Annotated in this window: 22 protein-coding genes and 1 other RNA gene; 13 read left to right on the plus strand and 10 right to left on the minus strand. The window is 50.1% G+C overall.

What is annotated here, in order from left to right:
- Positions 1-82 precede the first annotated feature (82 nt).
- The 5 genes from BM091_RS10425 (at position 83) to BM091_RS10445 (ending at position 2,165) form a co-directional block, all read left to right on the plus strand.
- Positions 83-466 (plus strand): desulfoferrodoxin, encoded by a 384-nt coding sequence (locus BM091_RS10425; protein ID WP_093395592.1) that lies wholly within the window; start codon positions 83-85, stop codon positions 464-466.
- Positions 467-469: 3 nt separating this feature from the next.
- Positions 470-1,000, plus strand: a complete 531-nt coding sequence (locus tag BM091_RS10430) for a ferritin (RefSeq protein ID WP_093395594.1) — start codon at positions 470-472, stop codon at positions 998-1,000.
- A gap of 87 nt (positions 1,001-1,087) precedes the next feature.
- Positions 1,088-1,270, plus strand: a complete 183-nt coding sequence (locus tag BM091_RS10435) for a hypothetical protein (protein WP_093395596.1) — start codon at positions 1,088-1,090, stop codon at positions 1,268-1,270.
- 3 nt (positions 1,271-1,273) lie between these two features.
- On the plus strand, positions 1,274-1,714 hold the full coding sequence (locus BM091_RS10440) for a flavodoxin domain-containing protein (RefSeq protein WP_093395598.1): 441 nt from the start codon (positions 1,274-1,276) through the stop codon (positions 1,712-1,714).
- A 46-nt stretch (positions 1,715-1,760) separates the two neighbouring features.
- Entirely contained in the window at positions 1,761-2,165 is a 405-nt protein-coding gene (locus BM091_RS10445) for a PaaI family thioesterase (protein WP_093395600.1), read from the plus strand.
- Here the strand turns inward: BM091_RS10445 and BM091_RS10450 are convergent.
- Genes BM091_RS10450 through BM091_RS10470 form a run of 5 tightly spaced genes read right to left on the minus strand, consistent with a single transcriptional unit; the run spans position 2,156 to position 7,182 of the window.
- On the minus strand, positions 2,156-2,515 hold the full coding sequence (locus BM091_RS10450) for a cupin domain-containing protein (RefSeq protein WP_093395602.1): 360 nt from the start codon (positions 2,513-2,515) through the stop codon (positions 2,156-2,158). The genes BM091_RS10445 and BM091_RS10450 overlap by 10 nt on opposite strands.
- Before the next feature lie 31 nt (positions 2,516-2,546).
- On the minus strand, positions 2,547-3,506 hold the full coding sequence (locus BM091_RS10455; protein ID WP_093395604.1) for an ABC transporter permease: 960 nt from the start codon (positions 3,504-3,506) through the stop codon (positions 2,547-2,549).
- Complete coding sequence (locus BM091_RS10460) at positions 3,506-4,513, minus strand: ABC transporter permease (RefSeq protein ID WP_093395606.1); 1,008 nt, start codon at positions 4,511-4,513, stop codon at positions 3,506-3,508. The genes BM091_RS10455 and BM091_RS10460 overlap by 1 nt, the downstream gene beginning before the upstream one ends.
- Positions 4,514-4,516: 3 nt before the next feature.
- Positions 4,517-5,986, minus strand: coding sequence for an ABC transporter ATP-binding protein (locus tag BM091_RS10465; protein ID WP_093395608.1), 1,470 nt, complete (start codon positions 5,984-5,986; stop codon positions 4,517-4,519).
- A 17-nt stretch (positions 5,987-6,003) separates the two neighbouring features.
- Positions 6,004-7,182, minus strand: coding sequence for a BMP family lipoprotein (locus BM091_RS10470; RefSeq protein ID WP_093395610.1), 1,179 nt, complete (start codon positions 7,180-7,182; stop codon positions 6,004-6,006).
- A 188-nt stretch (positions 7,183-7,370) separates the two neighbouring features.
- On the opposite strand from BM091_RS10470, the gene BM091_RS10475 reads away from it, so the two are divergent.
- The 7 genes from BM091_RS10475 (at position 7,371) to BM091_RS10505 (ending at position 12,808) form a co-directional block, all read left to right on the plus strand.
- Positions 7,371-8,714, plus strand: coding sequence for a UDP-glucose dehydrogenase family protein (locus BM091_RS10475; protein WP_093395612.1), 1,344 nt, complete (start codon positions 7,371-7,373; stop codon positions 8,712-8,714).
- Between the two features lie 55 nt (positions 8,715-8,769).
- Positions 8,770-9,121: RNase P RNA component class A (rnpB, locus tag BM091_RS10480), an RNA gene on the plus strand.
- A gap of 32 nt (positions 9,122-9,153) precedes the next feature.
- Complete coding sequence (gene ispD, locus BM091_RS10485; protein ID WP_093395614.1) at positions 9,154-9,849, plus strand: 2-C-methyl-D-erythritol 4-phosphate cytidylyltransferase; 696 nt, start codon at positions 9,154-9,156, stop codon at positions 9,847-9,849.
- Positions 9,831-10,334, plus strand: a complete 504-nt coding sequence (ispF, locus tag BM091_RS10490; RefSeq protein WP_177193611.1) for a 2-C-methyl-D-erythritol 2,4-cyclodiphosphate synthase — start codon at positions 9,831-9,833, stop codon at positions 10,332-10,334. Before ispD ends, ispF begins: the two co-directional genes overlap by 19 nt.
- Positions 10,331-11,824: a cysteine--tRNA ligase gene (gene cysS / locus BM091_RS10495; protein ID WP_093395616.1), complete on the plus strand. Its 1,494-nt coding sequence runs from the start codon at positions 10,331-10,333 to the stop codon at positions 11,822-11,824. Before ispF ends, cysS begins: the two co-directional genes overlap by 4 nt.
- 20 nt (positions 11,825-11,844) lie before the next feature.
- Positions 11,845-12,300 (plus strand): bifunctional nuclease family protein, encoded by a 456-nt coding sequence (locus BM091_RS10500; RefSeq protein WP_093395618.1) that lies wholly within the window; start codon positions 11,845-11,847, stop codon positions 12,298-12,300.
- 10 nt (positions 12,301-12,310) lie between these two features.
- A complete protein-coding gene (locus BM091_RS10505; protein WP_093395620.1) occupies positions 12,311-12,808 on the plus strand; it encodes an SMI1/KNR4 family protein in 498 nt (165 codons plus the stop codon).
- Between the two features lie 39 nt (positions 12,809-12,847).
- Here the strand turns inward: BM091_RS10505 and htpX are convergent, their stop codons facing one another.
- From htpX to BM091_RS10530, 5 genes are all read right to left on the minus strand, one after another.
- Complete coding sequence (gene htpX, locus BM091_RS10510; RefSeq protein WP_093395622.1) at positions 12,848-13,711, minus strand: zinc metalloprotease HtpX; 864 nt, start codon at positions 13,709-13,711, stop codon at positions 12,848-12,850.
- A 226-nt stretch (positions 13,712-13,937) separates the two neighbouring features.
- A complete protein-coding gene (locus tag BM091_RS10515; RefSeq protein WP_093395624.1) occupies positions 13,938-14,294 on the minus strand; it encodes a DUF3106 domain-containing protein in 357 nt (118 codons plus the stop codon).
- A complete protein-coding gene (locus BM091_RS10520) occupies positions 14,272-14,760 on the minus strand; it encodes an anti-sigma factor family protein (protein ID WP_093395626.1) in 489 nt (162 codons plus the stop codon). Before BM091_RS10520 ends, BM091_RS10515 begins: the two co-directional genes overlap by 23 nt.
- Positions 14,757-15,314: an RNA polymerase sigma factor gene (locus BM091_RS10525; RefSeq protein ID WP_177193612.1), complete on the minus strand. Its 558-nt coding sequence runs from the start codon at positions 15,312-15,314 to the stop codon at positions 14,757-14,759. The genes BM091_RS10520 and BM091_RS10525 overlap by 4 nt, the downstream gene beginning before the upstream one ends.
- A gap of 16 nt (positions 15,315-15,330) precedes the next feature.
- On the minus strand, positions 15,331-15,714 hold the full coding sequence (locus tag BM091_RS10530) for a hypothetical protein (RefSeq protein ID WP_093395630.1): 384 nt from the start codon (positions 15,712-15,714) through the stop codon (positions 15,331-15,333).
- Between the two features lie 197 nt (positions 15,715-15,911).
- On the opposite strand from BM091_RS10530, the gene BM091_RS10535 reads away from it, so the two are divergent.
- The coding region (locus BM091_RS10535) for a helix-turn-helix domain-containing protein (RefSeq protein WP_281243984.1) at positions 15,912-16,184 on the plus strand (273 nt) is incomplete at its 3' end.

The following is a 16,184-nucleotide window of genomic DNA, read 5'->3' on the forward strand; positions in this document are numbered from 1 at the left end:
TGGCCTTGCGCATCTCTTAATGAGAATTATTTTTTCTTACGAAGCAGTTAACCTGAACGACAGAAAATGGGGAGGTTTTGAGATGGCCGAAAGATTGCAGGTTTACAAGTGTGAAGTTTGCGGGAATATCGTCGAGGTACTTCACGGAGGGCAGGGTGAGCTGGTATGTTGTGGAAAGCCCATGAAGCTCTTCGTCGAAAACACCGTTGATGCGGCAAAGGAAAAGCACGTTCCGGTAGCCGAAAAGACGGATCACGGTATGAAAGTCAAGGTCGGCAGTGTGGCTCATCCTATGGAAGAGAAACACTATATCGAGTGGATCGAAGTGGTGGACGAGTCCGGAAGGGCTTACAGGCAGTTTCTAAAACCCGGAGACGCGCCGGAGGCTGTCTTCTGTCTGCCTGAAGGGAAGTACATTCTGAGGGAATATTGTAACCTGCACGGTTTGTGGAAAGCCGAGGTGTAAGAGATGATTTCCGAAAAAATGGGCAAAGCCCTTAACGAGCAGCTTAAGTGGGAACTTTATTCGGGGTATCTCTATTTATCGATGGCGACATACTTCAAGGACAGAGGGCTGGACGGCTTCGCCAGATGGATGGAGGTTCAGGCTCTCGAGGAGCTTTCTCATGCCATGAAGTTTTATTCCTATCTGAACGAGCGGGGATTCAAGGTGGACCTCCAGCCCATTGATGGCCCTCCTACTACGTGGGATTCTCCTGTTGCGGTTTTTGAGCATGTGCTGGAACACGAGCAGCATGTGACCAAAAGAATCCACGATCTGGTGGATCTGGCGATAGAAGAACGGGATCACGGAACCAACAACTTCCTGCAGTGGTTCGTAGGGGAACAGGTGGAAGAAGAGGCGAGTGCGGCAGAGGTTCTGAACAAGGTTAAGCTCGTTCAGGACGGAGGGGGCCTTTATCTTCTGGATAGAGAGCTCGGTCAGAGACTTTTTAACGTCCCGCCCGATGTGACCATTCTCAATACGGGTGCAAAATAAGGGGGTGCAGAAGGGGATGCCGGACTTGCGGATTGTCCGGTATCCCTTTTTTTCAATGATCAAATCCGTTCACAGGAGGTCTGGTTTATGGGCAAGAAAAGATATAAAGTAAAAGCCGAGTGTCCTCAATGCGCCTGTGGAGATGTTACTTTTATGGGGCCCGATGAGCTTAAGGAGCGTTACATTGGCCCGGAAGAGGAGATGGAGGTTCTGTGTCCTATTTGCGGTACCAAGCATAAAGGCAAAGTCGAGGTTCACGAGGGAGAATAGGACATGAAGAAAGCCCTTATTATCTATGCGACGAGGACACAAAACACAAAGGGTATTGCGGAACTTATTGCCGAAGGTTTGCGAATGTCCGGCGTCGAAGTTACCCTTATGAATGCAAACGATCCCGCCCTGGAAAATGTCAATTTCGATGATTACGATGCCCTGATTCTCGGATCTGCTACCTACCACGGCGAGATGATGCAGCACATGAAGACCCTTCTTTTCAGGCTGGAGTCGGCAAATCTTTCGGGCAAGGTGGGTGGATCTTTCGGGGCCTTTGGGTGGAGCGGAGAAGCGCCCGTGAGAATCTTCGATACCATGGCCAATGTGTTCGGCATGAAGATGGTGAGCGGGCCTTTGAGGTTGAAGTCGCCGTCAATCGGGGGCGCCATTCAGATGGCCCAGGAATACGGCAAGGAGATTGCAAAGGCTATGGGATCCTGAAACCGTTATGGGGGGCTAAAGCCCCCCTTTCGTTTTTTTGTGGCCCATGGAATCAGAATTTCTTTTTCAAAAAATTCAGGAAAGCCCTGCTCTGAAGCTCCTCGGAGTTGTGGTTCGAGCCGTGGGTAAAGGGGAAGTGGAGCTTGAACTCCCTTTTCGCCACGAGCTCTGCAATACTCTCGGGAGCATTCAGGGAGGCTTTATAACGGCCGTTGCCGATGCGGCAGGAGGCTGGGCGCTTATAAGCGTCCTCGGCCCTGAGTTTCGTGTTCCCACCGTAGAGATAAAAATGAATTTCCTCAGGCCCGTTACGGAGACCATGATTGCCCGCGGAAGAGTCTTACACACGACAAATCGCCTGGGCACAGCATACATGGAGGTGGTTCTTTCGTCCGGTCTCCTGGCAGCTGCCGGGATTGGGACGTACCGCATAGTGAAACTTCACCGCTGAATTCCCATCTTTTTGTACCAGAAATCGAAGGAACGACCCGGTATAAAGATGTCCAGACCGATTGCCGGTGAATCCGACGGGTTTTTTACTGCGTGGGCTTCGTTAGGCGGGATGTATGCGGCATCTCCTTCGTCAAGCCTTTCTTCCCTTCCGTTATCCAGGGTTATGATCATTGAACCTTTAAGAACCACCAGAACCTGGGCGTTTGGATGCTGGTGCGTCGGCGAGGTATGCCCCGGCGGCTTTACGAAGTGCTCAATGGAAATCTCCTGCTCGTTACACAGACTTCTTCTCAGCCATCCCGGCTCCGGTTCGCACCGTTCGGCCTGTCCGAATCTCACGACTTTCATCTGCATTCCTCCGATTTTTGAGCTGTTGTTTTTAATGTTCCGAAAAGGCCTTCCCTAAAGCGGCAGGAGGCCTGGCCTTGAGCAGTTCCAGAAAGCGAAATGTCGGTTCCCTGAGACGGGGTTTTGTGGGTCTGTTTATGAAGACCAGGGTGAGAATCATCAGCGGAAAGGGGGCTACCTGAATAAGCTGGGCCGGAACGGATGTCCAGATGTTCTGCACTATGGAACTCAGGGCTTGAAGTGTTGCGAAAATGTAGGCTCCCAGTGCAACCCGCAAAGGATTCCAGCCTCCGAAGATTACCAGAGCAAGGACGATCCAGCCAATACCTTCGGAGCCCTGGGGCCTTCCCCATCCCGGTTTTATGCCGAGAGAGAACATTGCCCCGGCCATACCGGCCAGCAGACCGCCCAGGACAAGATAGAAAAATCGAATACGAAGTACCTTATAGCCCCTGGCTCTGCAGGCTTCGGGATTTTCTCCTGCTGCCCGAAGAATGAGGCCGGCTCGGGTTTTGTACAGATATATCCAGACGGCGGGGATAAGAACGATACTGGCATAGGTCATTATGTTGTGGTGAAAAAAAGCCGGGCCGATGAAGTCGAGTTTCGATAAAACCGGCAAAGATATGGTGTCTAATTGTGGTCCGGCAATTCTTGAAAAAGGATTTCCCAGAAAATAAGCCAGATCCCGGCACGTCAGCGTGAGAACGAAGCCAACGGCGACCTGAGGAGCCTTCCACAGCAAACACAAAAGCCCCAGCAGGGCCGCAACCAATGCACCCGCCAGGCCGGCACCCAGTATGCCCGCTGCCGTGCTACCCGTTTTGCAGGCAATCACAAAGCCGGACATGGCCCCCAGGAGAATAGTCCCGTCAAGTGAAAGGTTGATCACTCCCGACTTTTCGGTGAGTGTTTCTCCCAATCCGGCAATGACAATGGGAGCGGCACTGGCCACAATCATCCCGAAAAAGAGTCCCCACGATATTTCCATTAAGCCTTCCTCCGGGCATGAACGACTCCAAGGGCACTCAGTACGAGAATTCCCTGAATCACGCCACTTAAAGCAGAGTCAACCCCAAGCATTAAAGGAAGCTGTATGCTTCCGGCCTGGAGAATTGCAAAAAGCAGTGCGATAAGCGGCACGGGTCCGCATCGATATCCGGCTAGCATCACTACCAGCAGGGAGAGATATCCGTAATTGCTTGAAATAACCGGAATGAGGCGATGATAAACTACAACAGTCTGGTAATATCCTACCATGCCGGCCAGAGTACCCGCTACCGACATGGCCATGAGAAAGTTACGATTAATCGATATTCCGTAGACTTCTGCAGCTTTTGCATTGTTTCCGATGGCCCTTATGACAAGACCCCACCGGGTTGATTTCAGCACCCAGGCCGTGGCGACCATTAGTAGCACCGAAGCAACCAGAATCAGAGGTGAGACTCTCCATCCGGCCGGCACGGGGAACCATAGTTCTCGAGGGAATGGCTCCGTTCCGCTCATTGATGCAATTCCCGCTCTTTTCCAGGGCCCGAAGATCAGCCAGAGCAACAACCCCTGTGCAACGAAGTTAAGGCCGAGCCCCGAAAAGATTTCGTGGACGTTGCTCTTGATCTTCAAAAGGCCGCAAATCACGGCCCAGGTGGCTCCAAATGCACATGCCGCAATGAGTGCAAAGACCAGGGCCAGAGGCGGTGCAACAGATCCCTGCAAATACCTGAGACACCAGGTTGCGCCTACGGCGCCCAGCATGATTTGTCCTTCAATGCCTATGTTCCACAGACCCAGGGAAAAGGTGAATAGGAGCCCGCAGGAACACAGGGCAAGAGGAATCCATATGCTCAAAACATGCAGGAAGTGCCTCCAGGATGAGAAGGTTCCTTTAAAGAAAGCGGCGATCACGTGGGCCGGATTGACCCCCGCTGCCGTGACGACAAGTGCGGTAAGCGTAATTGAAACCAGGGCAACCGTTGCTACCGTCCGCAATTTCTTCATATCCTAGTCCCGAAAAACTCCCGCCATTGCTTTCTGAACGTCCTTTACGCTGACGTGATCCACGTTTTCGTCCAGCACGATCCGGCCTTCAAAAAAGACCACGACTCTATGGGCCACGGAGAATATTTCGTCCAGGTCGCCTGAGGTAAAAACAATAGCAGCGCCTTTAGACGAAAGCCTTTGAAGATGTTTCCACAACCAGCTTGCCGATTCTATGTCCAGCCCACGGGTAGGGTGTTCCAGTAATAGAAGCTGCGGGTCGGTCGGAAGTAGCGAAAGCATCAGTCTCTGCTGATTCCCGCCCGAAAGCTCCGTCACTCTCTGAGATTCTCTACCCTTGATGGAAAAGGTCCTGACTCTTTCAGAAGCAACTTCCTTTGAGCCTTTGTGAGGGATTATCAGGGATTCTTCAAAAAACGTAAGAGCGTAGTGTTCTTGCAATGTTAAATCGGGGAAAAGACCTTCCTGTATGCGGTCGGCCGGGACGAAGAATATTCCTTTGTTCTTGAAAAACCTCCGCTCGCGGCCCGTGATTTGCTCGCGACGCCAGTATATATTCCCTTCTACCGGTTGTATAAGCCCTGCTGCGGTTCTTAGAAGAACGGCCTGACCACTGCCTTCGAGACCGGCGATACCCACTATTTCGCCTTCTTTGACCCGAAATGAGCATCGCCTTATCCGTATGTTTTTCCAGACTGCGGAAACTCCTTCCATCCATAAGAGCGACGATCCTTTCTCAACGATGCATCGGGAAACAGGCGCAGGGACCCTACCGAACATGTGCTTTAAAAGGGTCTCCTTATCAAAAGGCGCCGTCATGTGACCGACACATTCGCCCTGTCTGAGCACCGAAACTTCCGAGCAGAGGGCCATCACGTCTTCAAGCTTGTGAGACACCAGGACAATGGTCTTACCGGCCGAGGCAAGTTGTTTGAGAGCACTGAAAAGGGCTTCCTTTTGATGGACTGAAATCCCGGTGGTTGGTTCGTCCAGTATTATAAGTTGAGCTCCGGCTGCAACAAGACGGATTATTTCAAGCTGCTGTCTTTCTCCCAGGGACAGATTCTCAAGGAGACTATCCGGTTGGATGGAAAAATTAAAATGCCCTGCCAGCTCCTGAAAAATCTTTTTAAACTTCTTTTCGGGGGACAGAAAAGGCGCCGAAGGTTGACCTATGGTGAAGTTTTGCAGAGCCGTGAGGGCGGGGAAGTCGAGTGGGTCCTGATACAGCATACCGATTCCGTGTTTTAGAGCCTCCTGGGGAGATGAGTAGTCAGCGGGTTGCCCCTCTATAAGGATTGTTCCGTCGGAGCGGGGAACATACCCTGCAAGAATTTTCATAAGGGTACTTTTGCCCGCTCCGTTTTCGCCGAGTATGCCGTGAATTGTGCCCTGTCTGAAGGTTACCGTAATTCCCCTGTTAGCGTGTACTTTCCCGTAAAATTTGTGAATGCCCTTGAGGGTTACGTTCATGCTTCAAAAGCCGCTGCCTATTTGGCACTGCTGGGCCCTATCATGCCCTGTAGTAGCTGCTTCATGTACCATATCTGTTCGTCCGTTGCCTGCTGTCCCTCTTCCAGAAAGACGGTTCCGTCCTGATAATAGAGTGGTCCCGTGAAAAGATTCAGGGAGCCCGAGGCCATCTGCCTTACGAAATCGTTCATGGCCGAAGAGACTTCGGCACTGAGGGCTGGTCCCGGCATAAAGCCGACGGAACTGGTGTCGGGATTATTTATGTCAGACCAATCCGGCCCCAGCCACAGCCATTCCTTTTTCCAGTTGCCCGACATAGCCGCCTTTACGAAGTGTACAAAGCCGGGCTTCCAGTTGTAATAGGGTGTCCCAAGACAGGCGTCAGGCGCTTCATTGCAGGCATCTTTGTAATCGTACGGAATTGCCCATACTTCCTGTCCCTGCTTTCTCTTTTGCGCCGCAACCGTAAGGGCTTCTGTTGTATCGATACCGGATATTACGACGTCAAATCCAGAATTGAAGAAGTTCTGGGCAACCTGCGTGGGGTCCGCGGTAACTCCGGGGATATTGAACCAGAAACCGATCCAGGAAACCTGAAATACGAGTTCGTCGGGATTCTTTTTTCTTATCTTCTCCCAGGCGTATCTTGCTCCCAGATAGGTGGATACTGCAAGCCTTCTGGTTTCGTCGTTTATCAGAGGTCCGAGATAACCTATCTTGCCGGTTTTTGTTGTCATGGCGGCAACGAAGCCGGCAATCATTTTGCCGTATTCCATGCGTCCCATGAGATTGGAAAGATTATCCGGGCCTTTTCCCGTAAGTGCGTCATCTCCGGATATATGCAGGAAGTAAACATCAGGGTGTTGAAGGGCCGCCTCGCGAATACCGTCTTTCATATCATCAGAGTTTGCGATAATCAGCTTTGCTCCCCTTGACACCAGTTCATCCACAAGCTGTGGAATCGTTACTCCGGGTCTATCGGCGGGATTAACCTTGTCTATGTATATGAGGTTTACATCCAGCTCTTTTTCGACGGCCTTTGCAGCTTCGAAGTGAGCCTGGCTCCAGCCGTGATCGTTATAAGGGCCCACGAGCAGAAGCCCAAAGGTGAACTTTTTTTCTGCCCGCGCTGCTCCCGATACAAAGAAAATCGTGGTAAAAAAGATTAGAAGAAAAACAGTTACTCTCTGTTTCATGGCCGCCTCCTGAATAATGCTTAAGTTGCCGTAATTGCGGTCGTGAAGGAACAAAATCTACCCTTAAGGTGAAGAAAATGCAATCTGTGTTGCAAAAATTCCTTCCTTTGGCAAAAAATTGATTCCGATAATGTTTTTTCCGTCAAAGATTTTTCAAGGATTAGCTGGCGTGAACAGAGGAGAGTTCGATGAATGTTGCAATAATAGGAACCGGATACGTTGGCCTGGTTAGCGGAGCCGGATTTGCCGAATTCGGCCATCGGGTCGTTTGCGTTGATAAGGACGAGTCTAAGATAATGTGCGTGCATAACGGGGATTTGCCCATTTATGAACCCGGGCTTGAAGAAATTGTCAAACGGAATCGTCAGGCAGGCCGGCTGCAGTTTACGACGTCTCTTGAGGAAGCCATTCCCGGGTCTCAGGTGGTTTTCATAGCCGTTGGAACTCCGGAGTCCAGGCGCGGTGATGGTTACGCCGATCTAACCTACGTTTACGAAGCGGCCCGTGAGATTGCTTCTTTTCTCGGGAATTATACCGTAATCGTCGTCAAAAGCACCGTTCCGGTGGGAACGGCGAGGCAGGTGGCGAGAATCGTACGGGAGGTCAATCCAGGGGCGGAATTCGATGTGGCCAGCAATCCCGAATTCCTTCGGGAGGGCGATGCGGTGTTCGATTTTCTCAATCCCGATCGGGTGGTTATCGGTGTCGAGTCGGAAAAGGCAAGGAGAATCCTCCTCGACCTTTACAGGCCTCTTCAAAAAAAGGAGATCCCCATTCTTGTGACCGGCGTTGAAACGGCCGAGCTGATCAAGTACGCCTCCAACGCTTTTCTTGCCACTAAGATCAGTTTCATAAATGAAATCGCCAACCTCTGTGAAGAAGTGGGTGCCGATGTTCAGGACGTTGCACGGGGTATGGGGCTGGATCAGCGCATTGGATTGAAATTTCTTCAGCCGGGGCCCGGATATGGAGGCTCCTGTTTTCCTAAAGACACCAAGGCTCTTTTAAGGATAGCTCAGGAAAGCGGCGTTGCCTGTCGAATAGTTGAAGCCGTTGTGGAGGTGAATGCCGCTCAGCGGGCGAGAATGGTAAGAAAGATCCGTCAGGCACTGGGTGGGTCTGAGGCGGGAAAGGTCGTAGCGGTGCTCGGCCTTACCTTTAAACCCGATACGGATGACATGAGGGAAGCTCCATCGCTGACCATTATCCCGGCTCTGGTCGAGCGAGGAGCCCTGGTCAGAGCCCATGATCCCCAGGGAATGAAAGAGGCGCGAAGGCTTCTGCCTTCTGAGGTCCTGTTCTGTGACGATCCCTATGAGGCCTGTAGCGAAGCCGATGCGGTGGTACTTATGACGGAATGGAACGAGTACAAAAACATAGACCTTTCGAGATTGAAAAGGCTGGTCAGGAAACCGGTGTTCGTGGACCTTCGGAATGTTTTTAGCCCTGGGGACATGGAAAAAGCGGGCTTTGATTACTTCAGCGTGGGCAGGAAACCCGTGTACGGTTTCAGTTCTCCCGCCTGTTCCTGATTTTCCGAAAGGCTTGCTTTTAGACTTTACCGAATTTAGAAGTATAAATGCAGGCGGAGCAGATCACGTGGTCGCTCCGGTGCTTTGACGCATCGGGGAGGAAAGTCCGGGCTCCACAGGGCAGGGTGCTGGGTAACACCCAGTGGGGGCGACCCCAGGAAAGTGCCACAGAAAACAGACCGCCTCGCCTAAGGCGGGGTAAGGGTGAAACGGTGAGGTAAGAGCTCACCAGGTCCCGCGGTGACGCGGGATGCTAGGCAAACCCCACCCGGAGCAAGACCAAATAGGGGAGCGCTTGAGGGTGGCCCGCCCAATGCTCCCGGGTAGGTCGCTAGATCCCTCTGGTAACAGAGGGACCAGATAAATGACCACGCTCGACAGAACCCGGCTTATGATCGGCTCCGCCTGCAAATAATGATAAACGGAGAAAACCTTGAGAATGGAAAATCTCGTGGCCGTTATTCCTGCGGCAGGAAGGGGCGTCCGTTTCGGTCATTCCATTCCAAAACAATTCGTAGAAGTAGGCGGAAAACCGATTCTAGCCTGGACCGTCAGGGCATTGTACCGCTGTGGAGCAATAGCCCGGTGGATTATCTGTCTCCCGGAGGAAGGCTTTGAGAATTACGGCGAGCTCATGGCCAGACACCTGGGAGCGATCCTGGATAGGTGTTGCTTCGTTCCGGGCGGTAAGGAACGATATGAAACCGTGTGGAAGGGGCTTCAAAGACTGGACGAATCCTGCCGGTGGGTGCTGATTCACGATGGAGCCCGCCCTTTTGTATCATCTGAACTGACCCGACGGGTTGTTCAAAAGGCTATGGAAACAGGGGCTGCCGTGGCGGCACTTCCGGCAACGGATACGGTGAAAAATGTCCGGGGAGATCGGGTCTGTACCACCCTTGATCGGAGCACCGTTTATCTCGTTCAGACCCCACAGGTTTTTCGAAGGGATCTGATTCTTGAAGCTTACAAAAGCGTACTTTCGAAGGACACAGACGGGCCTCTGGGTACCGACGATGCCTGGTTTGTGGAAAGGATAGGTCATCCCGTCTATGTGGTGGAAGGCGAGAGGCAAAACATAAAGATTACGACGGTTGAAGATCTGGAATGGTTCCGATGGAAAATGGGGCTTTGAGAGTGGGTTTCGGTTATGACGTGCACGCTTTTGCAGAGGGCCGCAGGCTTATTCTTGGCGGTATAGAAATTCCTTACGAACTGGGGCTTGCTGGCCATTCCGATGCGGACGTGGTGATCCATTCGATATGCGATGCCCTTTTAGGAGCTGCGGCGCTGGGTGATATAGGAAGACACTTTCCCGATACCGATCCTGCATACAGGGGAATATCAAGCCTTATTCTTCTCCGCAGGGTTAAGGACCTCCTTAAGGAACATGGTTTTGTAGTGTCGAACGTAGATGTAACCATTGTGGCGCAAAAACCCAGGCTTGCCCCTTATGTTGATTTAATGGTTCGCAGGATCTGTGACGAACTCGGGTGGCGACGGGGACTGCTCAACATTAAGGCAACGACAACCGAAGGACTCGGATTTGCCGGCCGTGGCGAAGGAATTGCCTCTTACGCAATAGCACTTATAATGAAGATACAGGAGAAGAATCCATGAGCCTGCTTGTTTACAACACGCTAACGCGCCGTAAGGAACCTCTTGTGCCTATCGAAAACGGAAAAATCAAGATGTACGTTTGTGGTGTGACCGTTTACGACTACTGCCACATCGGTCATGCCAGGAGCGCCATAGTGTTTGACGTGATTTACAGATATCTTCTGCATCGTGGATACGATGTTGTCTACGTAAGAAATTTTACCGACATTGATGATAAGATTATCAGAAGGGCTCAGGAGGAAGGCACAGATTACCTTGATGTATCCAGGAAGTTTATCGACGCCTTTTATGAAGACATGGACAGGCTGGGAGTACTGAGGCCTACGATAGAGCCGAAGGCAACGGAACACATTACTCAGATGATCGAAATGATCCGATTGCTGGAAGAGAAGGGCATTGCTTATTGTGTGGAAGGCGATGTCTATTACGATGTTACGAAATTTCCGGAGTACGGAAAGCTTTCGGGGCGAAGGCTTGACGAGCTGATGGCCGGGGCTCGAATAGAAGTGAGCGACCGAAAGCGAAATCCCTTTGACTTTGCCCTCTGGAAGGCCAGCAAACCCGGGGAGCCCTGGTGGGAAAGTCCCTGGGGAAAGGGGCGGCCTGGATGGCACATTGAGTGCTCCGCAATGTCCTGTAATTACCTTGGCAAAACTTTTGACGTGCACGGAGGCGGAGAAGATCTGATATTTCCACATCATGAAAACGAAATTGCCCAGAGCGAAGGAGCCTTCGGAGTACCCTTTGTAAAATACTGGATTCATCACGGCTTCGTTAAGATTAACGATGAGAAGATGTCCAAATCCCTGGGAAACTTTCTTACCATTCGGGACATACTCAAACACGTTCATCCCGAAACTCTGCGCATTTTCGTTCTGAGCAAGCATTACCGGAGCCCGGTGGATTTCTCCGATGAGGCCATAAAAGAAGCAGAACGGGGACTGGAAAAACTTTATTTGACGATAGAAGAGGCGAGAAATAGACTGCCCGCTCGGGATGAGATCCCTGAAAATATCCCCGAGAAGGCTCTGATTAATACCGACAGGGAATTCTTCGAAAAGGTTGTGACTTTCCCCGAGGCTTTTCGTGAGGCTATGGATAACGATTTTAACACCGCTCAGGCTCTGGGATTGCTGTTTGAGCTGAGGGGTGTCCTTCAGGGCTTTCTTGAGCAAAGAGGTCGGAAGAAACTTAAGGGTCCGGCTGCAGTTCTTGCTTCGATGGCCGTGGAAACTCTTGAAAACCACGCAAGAATTTTCGGCATTCTGGAGCGAAGGCCCGAAGATTTCTGGCAGGAGCAGAGGCTCCTTAGATTAAGTCGGACGGGAATGACCGAGCAGGAGGTCATTTCCTGGATTGAGAAAAGAAACGAGGCACGGAAGGTTAAAAATTTTGAAGAAGCCGATCGAATCAGGGAAATGCTGGCCAGGAGAGGAATACGCCTTGAGGATACTCCTCAGGGAACACGCTGGAAGGTTGATGTTCAGTAGGGGATCAGGGGGAGGAAAAGATGGAACAGATAGAATTTGTTGAAACCAAAGAGGTTTATATAAAGACAGATAGGTTACAGGGGAATATGGTCGTACTCAAGGAAACCGAGGACTCTCCGTACTATTTCGTCATGTTCGTTGGCGATGCGGAAATTACGGCCATTGCAAAGGAAAAAGGTTTTGTGGATCCCAAGAGACCTTTGACCCATGACCTCTATCTAACCATTCTCCATCAGGCCGGTGTCACCTTTGAGAAGATAGAAATCTACGACCTGAGGGAAAATACATTTTACGCAAAGGTTTATGCCAATATCGGCGGAGAACAGAGGATCTTCGACAGTCGTCCCAGTGATGCGGTGGCACTGGCTCTCCACGAGAAGATTCCGATACTTGTGAACAGGAAACTCATGCATAAAGAGCTCACTCCGGAGGAGATGAAAGAGTACGAGGAGATTGTAAAAACCGTAAAATTTTAAAGGTTATCATGTGAATTCCAGGACCAGTGAAAAAAGAATTTCAATTCAGGACTTTGTTAAAAAAGAACTGGGAGTGAGACTCCCTGATCCGGTTGTGCGTTTTCTTGTGGCCCATGAAGAATGTCTCAGTGATAACCCTTACGATAGATCCAGATGGAAGTCGGGGTTTGGAGATGTTCACTTCATCTGCGGGACGACTCGTGCTTTCAGAGAACAGTTTGAAAATTTCCCGAGAGAGCTCATCATAATAGGATACCTGGGTGAAGATTCCGTAATAATCGATCATCGGGTAAACGAAATGGGCCTATATGTTGCCGTGGATGTGAGAAATAACGGCGTGTACATTGTTGATTCTCTGGGCAAAGCAAAGAAAGTAGGCGATTCCTTTTCTTCATGGATTGAGCATTTCGTGTCGTGCTTGAAGGATCACCCGGGGGAAACCGATAAAGAGAGCTTTCTGAAGCATATCGGTGAGGTTTTGAGAAGATGGCGAAATAAAGAGACCTGATCCCCCGACTTTAGGTCGAAAGGATCAGGCGAGATTCTTTTAATAACGGCTCAGAGCCATTGCTCTTAGTCTTCGGACTCTTTCTTCAATAGGCGGATGGGTGCTGAACAGGCTCAACAAACCGCCTCCTGTAAGCGGATTAACGATGAACATATGGGCAGTGGCGGGTCGTGCTTCTACCATGGGGATTTTCTGCGTGGCCATGCCGAGCTTTTCAAGCGCACTTGCCAGGAATTCAGGATTGCCGGCAATCTTTGCCCCTGTTTCATCCGCCAGATATTCTCGAGACCTGGATATCGCCAGCTGAATCAGCATTGCCGCAATTGGGGCGATAATTGCCAGTGCAAGAGTGCCCACTATTCCGGCTACTCCTCCGTCGTCATCATCGGACCTGACGCCGCCGAAAAAGGCAGCCCACCTGGCCATATCTGCCAGAACCATTACGGCTCCCGCCAGAGTTGCAGCTACCGATTGGATTAGAATATCGCGGTTTTTAACGTGCGCAAGTTCGTGACCAAGAACTCCGCGAATTTCATGAGGTTCCATAAGACGGAGGATTCCTTCCGTTACCGCAACCGCAGCGTGTTCAGGATTGCGGCCTGTGGCAAAAGCATTGGGAGCCTCACTCGGAATTATGTAAACCTTTGGCATGGGTAAATTTGCCTGCATTGCAAGCTCTCTGACCATGTGGTAAAGCTCCGGAGCCTCGGCCTCGGAAACCTCTCTGGCCCCGTACATGGACAGTACTATCTTGTCGGAGAACCAGTAACCGGCCAGGTTCATAATACCGGCAAGAACCAGAGCAAAGATCATTCCCACCGGCCCACCGATAAGCCTTCCCATCAGCACGATAAATACGGTAAGTCCCGCAAGCAGTATGAAGGTTCTGAATTGATTTCCCATATTCACACCCCCTTATTCCGTTTATATTCAATTATCAGGACTTTTCAGATAATATGTTTATGCATTTTATCGGGGTGTCAAGGGAAATCGGAAACCGTTATGGTCAATTTCTGAGTCCTGAAATTTGTGGTGTGGCTGTTCAGACAAAAAATTTTTACAAGACCTGCATTATTTTGCAATTCCCGGTATGCCCCCGGGAGTTTCAAATCCGGATAGATTGGGGATTCTAGAACTTTTGCTTTAGTTTCCTTCTAATGGCTTCCCTCTGTTCGGGTGAAAGGCTATCCCATTCGTCAAGGTAGCGCCTTATTTGCTCGCGTTCTGAAGGAGACAAATTCTTCCACTGTTCGTAACGTTTTCTCATGAGTTCTTTCTGATATTCCGGCAGGTTCCTGTAACGTTCGTACCGCTCCATAAGAATATTGCGCTCTTGAGGCGACAGATCTTCCCATTGGCGTGTTGAACCTCTTTTGGCATGAGCATTACCAACGGCAAAACAGGAGACCAGAGAGCCGAATAGGAGAACACACAAAGCTAGTGCAACGGCTCTTTTGTAACCCTTAACCGTGGATTCCTTCATCATTCCAGGCTCCGGGACCTCTGTAATCGAAAGACTGATCCTGTGGCACGTTATCAACCACTTTGACGAGCTTTTCGATGACGTCCATGTTTTCAAGAAAATCAATTTGTTCTGCGATTTCGTCTTCAACTTTAGGGCTTATAATATTTTTTGCCACTAAAACACCGGTGGTTAGTATCAGAATGGTGACGACCGTTGCAAGGACAGGTCTCCTAAGGGTAGTAAAGATTGATCTAAAAGAGACTTTCTCTCTTTCAGTTGATCTGAAGATTAACGTTTCGGTTTCCAGCGGGGATAGGGGTTTCGGCTCCGGGCATTTTCTGAAAGAAGCCAGTAATAAGTTGATTTCCTCGTATATCTTCGCACATTCATCACATGTTGTAAGGTGTTTTTGAAATTCTTTTCGTTCGGCCTCCGAAAGCTCATCCCATGTTCCGGAAGCGGCCACTATGTTCCATGAACATTTCATAATGGCTTCCACTCCTTGAGTTCTTTTCTCAGGACCTCAAATGCCCTCGCAAGATGGCTTTTTACCGCGCCTTCGGTTATTTCCATGATTTCTGCAATTTCTCTGGTCGTGAGACCTTCCAGGAATTTCAACTCTACTGCTATCTGTTGTTTTTTGGAAAGTTTACCGATTGCATTGAAGATTGACGATTTCATTTCGGCTTCGAAAATCTGATCATAAGGAGAAGGTTCTCTCCTCTGTGAGCCGTTTCTGAGCGCCCAGTCTTTGATTTTTTCAAACAGTGCTATGCGTTTTTTTTCTTTTAAGCACTCGTTTACGAGTATTCGATACAACCAGGTCTGGAGAGATGACCTTCCCTCGAAGCTTTTTACGGACGAAAGAAACCTGCAAAAGGTCTCCTGCGTCACATCCAGAGCGGTTTCTCTGTCGAAATCACATAATCTGTAAGCTGCCCGAAAGATCATGTCCCCGTATTTTTTTATAACATCCGCCTGAGCCTTGACATCGCCTTTTTTGGCTCTTTCTATGAGTTCTTGTTCGTCCGTATTGTTCATAATGCATTTTGCCCTTCTAAAAACCGCCCGACACCCCAAACTGGAGATACCACCCGTTAGGTGCATATACTCTAACCGGAGGATAAAAGGGGCCACAGCTTCGGACACATTTGTTCCAGCACCTGCATGCACACCTGCAGGGGGGATCGCAACGATAGCGGTAACGGTGCCGGTATCTGTATTTTGCCCGGTAAAAATGGTCTCTTTCGGCGTAGGGGGCTATCACATAGCGGTTCCCGTAATGGGCAGGGTAACCTGTGATTACATGTCTGTCATGAGATCTGTTGTGAACGCTTATCCTGAATTTGTAAACGTCCCCGGCATAGGCTTTATCCAAAAGTGCGGCGACACCGACCGTAAAGAAACCCAGCGTTAACAACAAGATTATTGTTTTTCTCATGGCCTTTCCCTCCTGACTCTCTGTTTACTTTTCACCTTTTTAGATCTTTGAGACCACAAAAAAGTTTACATCGATTTACTTCCACAGCGTAACCGACGAAACTTTTTGTCGTTGCCGATGCTTTTTAAGCGATGTAAAAGAAAATAATATAGTGACCCCCAACTGGACTGGACCAGTAATAAGAGGTAAATCTGGTCCTGGAAAGGGGGAGCGTGATGGAAGGGAAAGTCGTCAAGCCGGTTCGTATCCAAAGATGGACAGCCAATCGTAAAAGGGAGATCGTGCTGGAGGTCCTCAAGGGTCACAAGACCATCGTGGACGTGGCGCGCGAGCACGATCTGAAGCAGAGCGAGATCCAGCAATGGATCGATACGTTCATTGAGTTCGGCACACAGGCCCTCAAGGTCAATCCGAAATCCATGGAGGCGGTCTACCAGAAGGAGCTCAAGCGGCACAGGGAAAAGATCGGT

Source organism: Thermodesulforhabdus norvegica (genome assembly GCF_900114975.1).
GTDB classification, from domain to species: Bacteria; Desulfobacterota; Syntrophobacteria; order Syntrophobacterales; family Thermodesulforhabdaceae; genus Thermodesulforhabdus; species Thermodesulforhabdus norvegica.

Excerpts from the sequence above, each read along its gene's own strand:
- BM091_RS10520 (WP_093395626.1), bottom strand. The coding sequence starts at position 14,760 with ATGAAATGTTCATGGAACATAGTGGCCGCTTCCGGAACATGGGATGAG.
- ispF (WP_177193611.1), top strand. The coding sequence starts at position 9,831 with ATGGAAAATGGGGCTTTGAGAGTGGGTTTCGGTTATGACGTGCACGCT.
- BM091_RS10460 (WP_093395606.1), bottom strand. The coding sequence starts at position 4,513 with ATGAAGAAATTGCGGACGGTAGCAACGGTTGCCCTGGTTTCAATTACG.
- BM091_RS10435 (WP_093395596.1), top strand. The coding sequence starts at position 1,088 with ATGGGCAAGAAAAGATATAAAGTAAAAGCCGAGTGTCCTCAATGCGCC.
- BM091_RS10530 (WP_093395630.1), bottom strand. The coding sequence starts at position 15,714 with ATGAGAAAAACAATAATCTTGTTGTTAACGCTGGGTTTCTTTACGGTC.
- BM091_RS10455 (WP_093395604.1), bottom strand. The coding sequence starts at position 3,506 with ATGGAAATATCGTGGGGACTCTTTTTCGGGATGATTGTGGCCAGTGCC.
- BM091_RS10440 (WP_093395598.1), top strand. The coding sequence starts at position 1,274 with ATGAAGAAAGCCCTTATTATCTATGCGACGAGGACACAAAACACAAAG.
- BM091_RS10445 (WP_093395600.1), top strand. The coding sequence starts at position 1,761 with ATGGAATCAGAATTTCTTTTTCAAAAAATTCAGGAAAGCCCTGCTCTG.
- BM091_RS10475 (WP_093395612.1), top strand. The coding sequence starts at position 7,371 with ATGAATGTTGCAATAATAGGAACCGGATACGTTGGCCTGGTTAGCGGA.
- htpX (WP_093395622.1), bottom strand. The coding sequence starts at position 13,711 with ATGGGAAATCAATTCAGAACCTTCATACTGCTTGCGGGACTTACCGTA.
- BM091_RS10470 (WP_093395610.1), bottom strand. The coding sequence starts at position 7,182 with ATGAAACAGAGAGTAACTGTTTTTCTTCTAATCTTTTTTACCACGATT.
- BM091_RS10525 (WP_177193612.1), bottom strand. The coding sequence starts at position 15,314 with ATGAACAATACGGACGAACAAGAACTCATAGAAAGAGCCAAAAAAGGC.
- BM091_RS10425 (WP_093395592.1), top strand. The coding sequence starts at position 83 with ATGGCCGAAAGATTGCAGGTTTACAAGTGTGAAGTTTGCGGGAATATC.
- BM091_RS10465 (WP_093395608.1), bottom strand. The coding sequence starts at position 5,986 with ATGAACGTAACCCTCAAGGGCATTCACAAATTTTACGGGAAAGTACAC.
- BM091_RS10450 (WP_093395602.1), bottom strand. The coding sequence starts at position 2,515 with ATGAAAGTCGTGAGATTCGGACAGGCCGAACGGTGCGAACCGGAGCCG.
- BM091_RS10430 (WP_093395594.1), top strand. The coding sequence starts at position 470 with ATGATTTCCGAAAAAATGGGCAAAGCCCTTAACGAGCAGCTTAAGTGG.
- BM091_RS10500 (WP_093395618.1), top strand. The coding sequence starts at position 11,845 with ATGGAACAGATAGAATTTGTTGAAACCAAAGAGGTTTATATAAAGACA.
- ispD (WP_093395614.1), top strand. The coding sequence starts at position 9,154 with ATGGAAAATCTCGTGGCCGTTATTCCTGCGGCAGGAAGGGGCGTCCGT.
- cysS (WP_093395616.1), top strand. The coding sequence starts at position 10,331 with ATGAGCCTGCTTGTTTACAACACGCTAACGCGCCGTAAGGAACCTCTT.
- BM091_RS10515 (WP_093395624.1), bottom strand. The coding sequence starts at position 14,294 with ATGATGAAGGAATCCACGGTTAAGGGTTACAAAAGAGCCGTTGCACTA.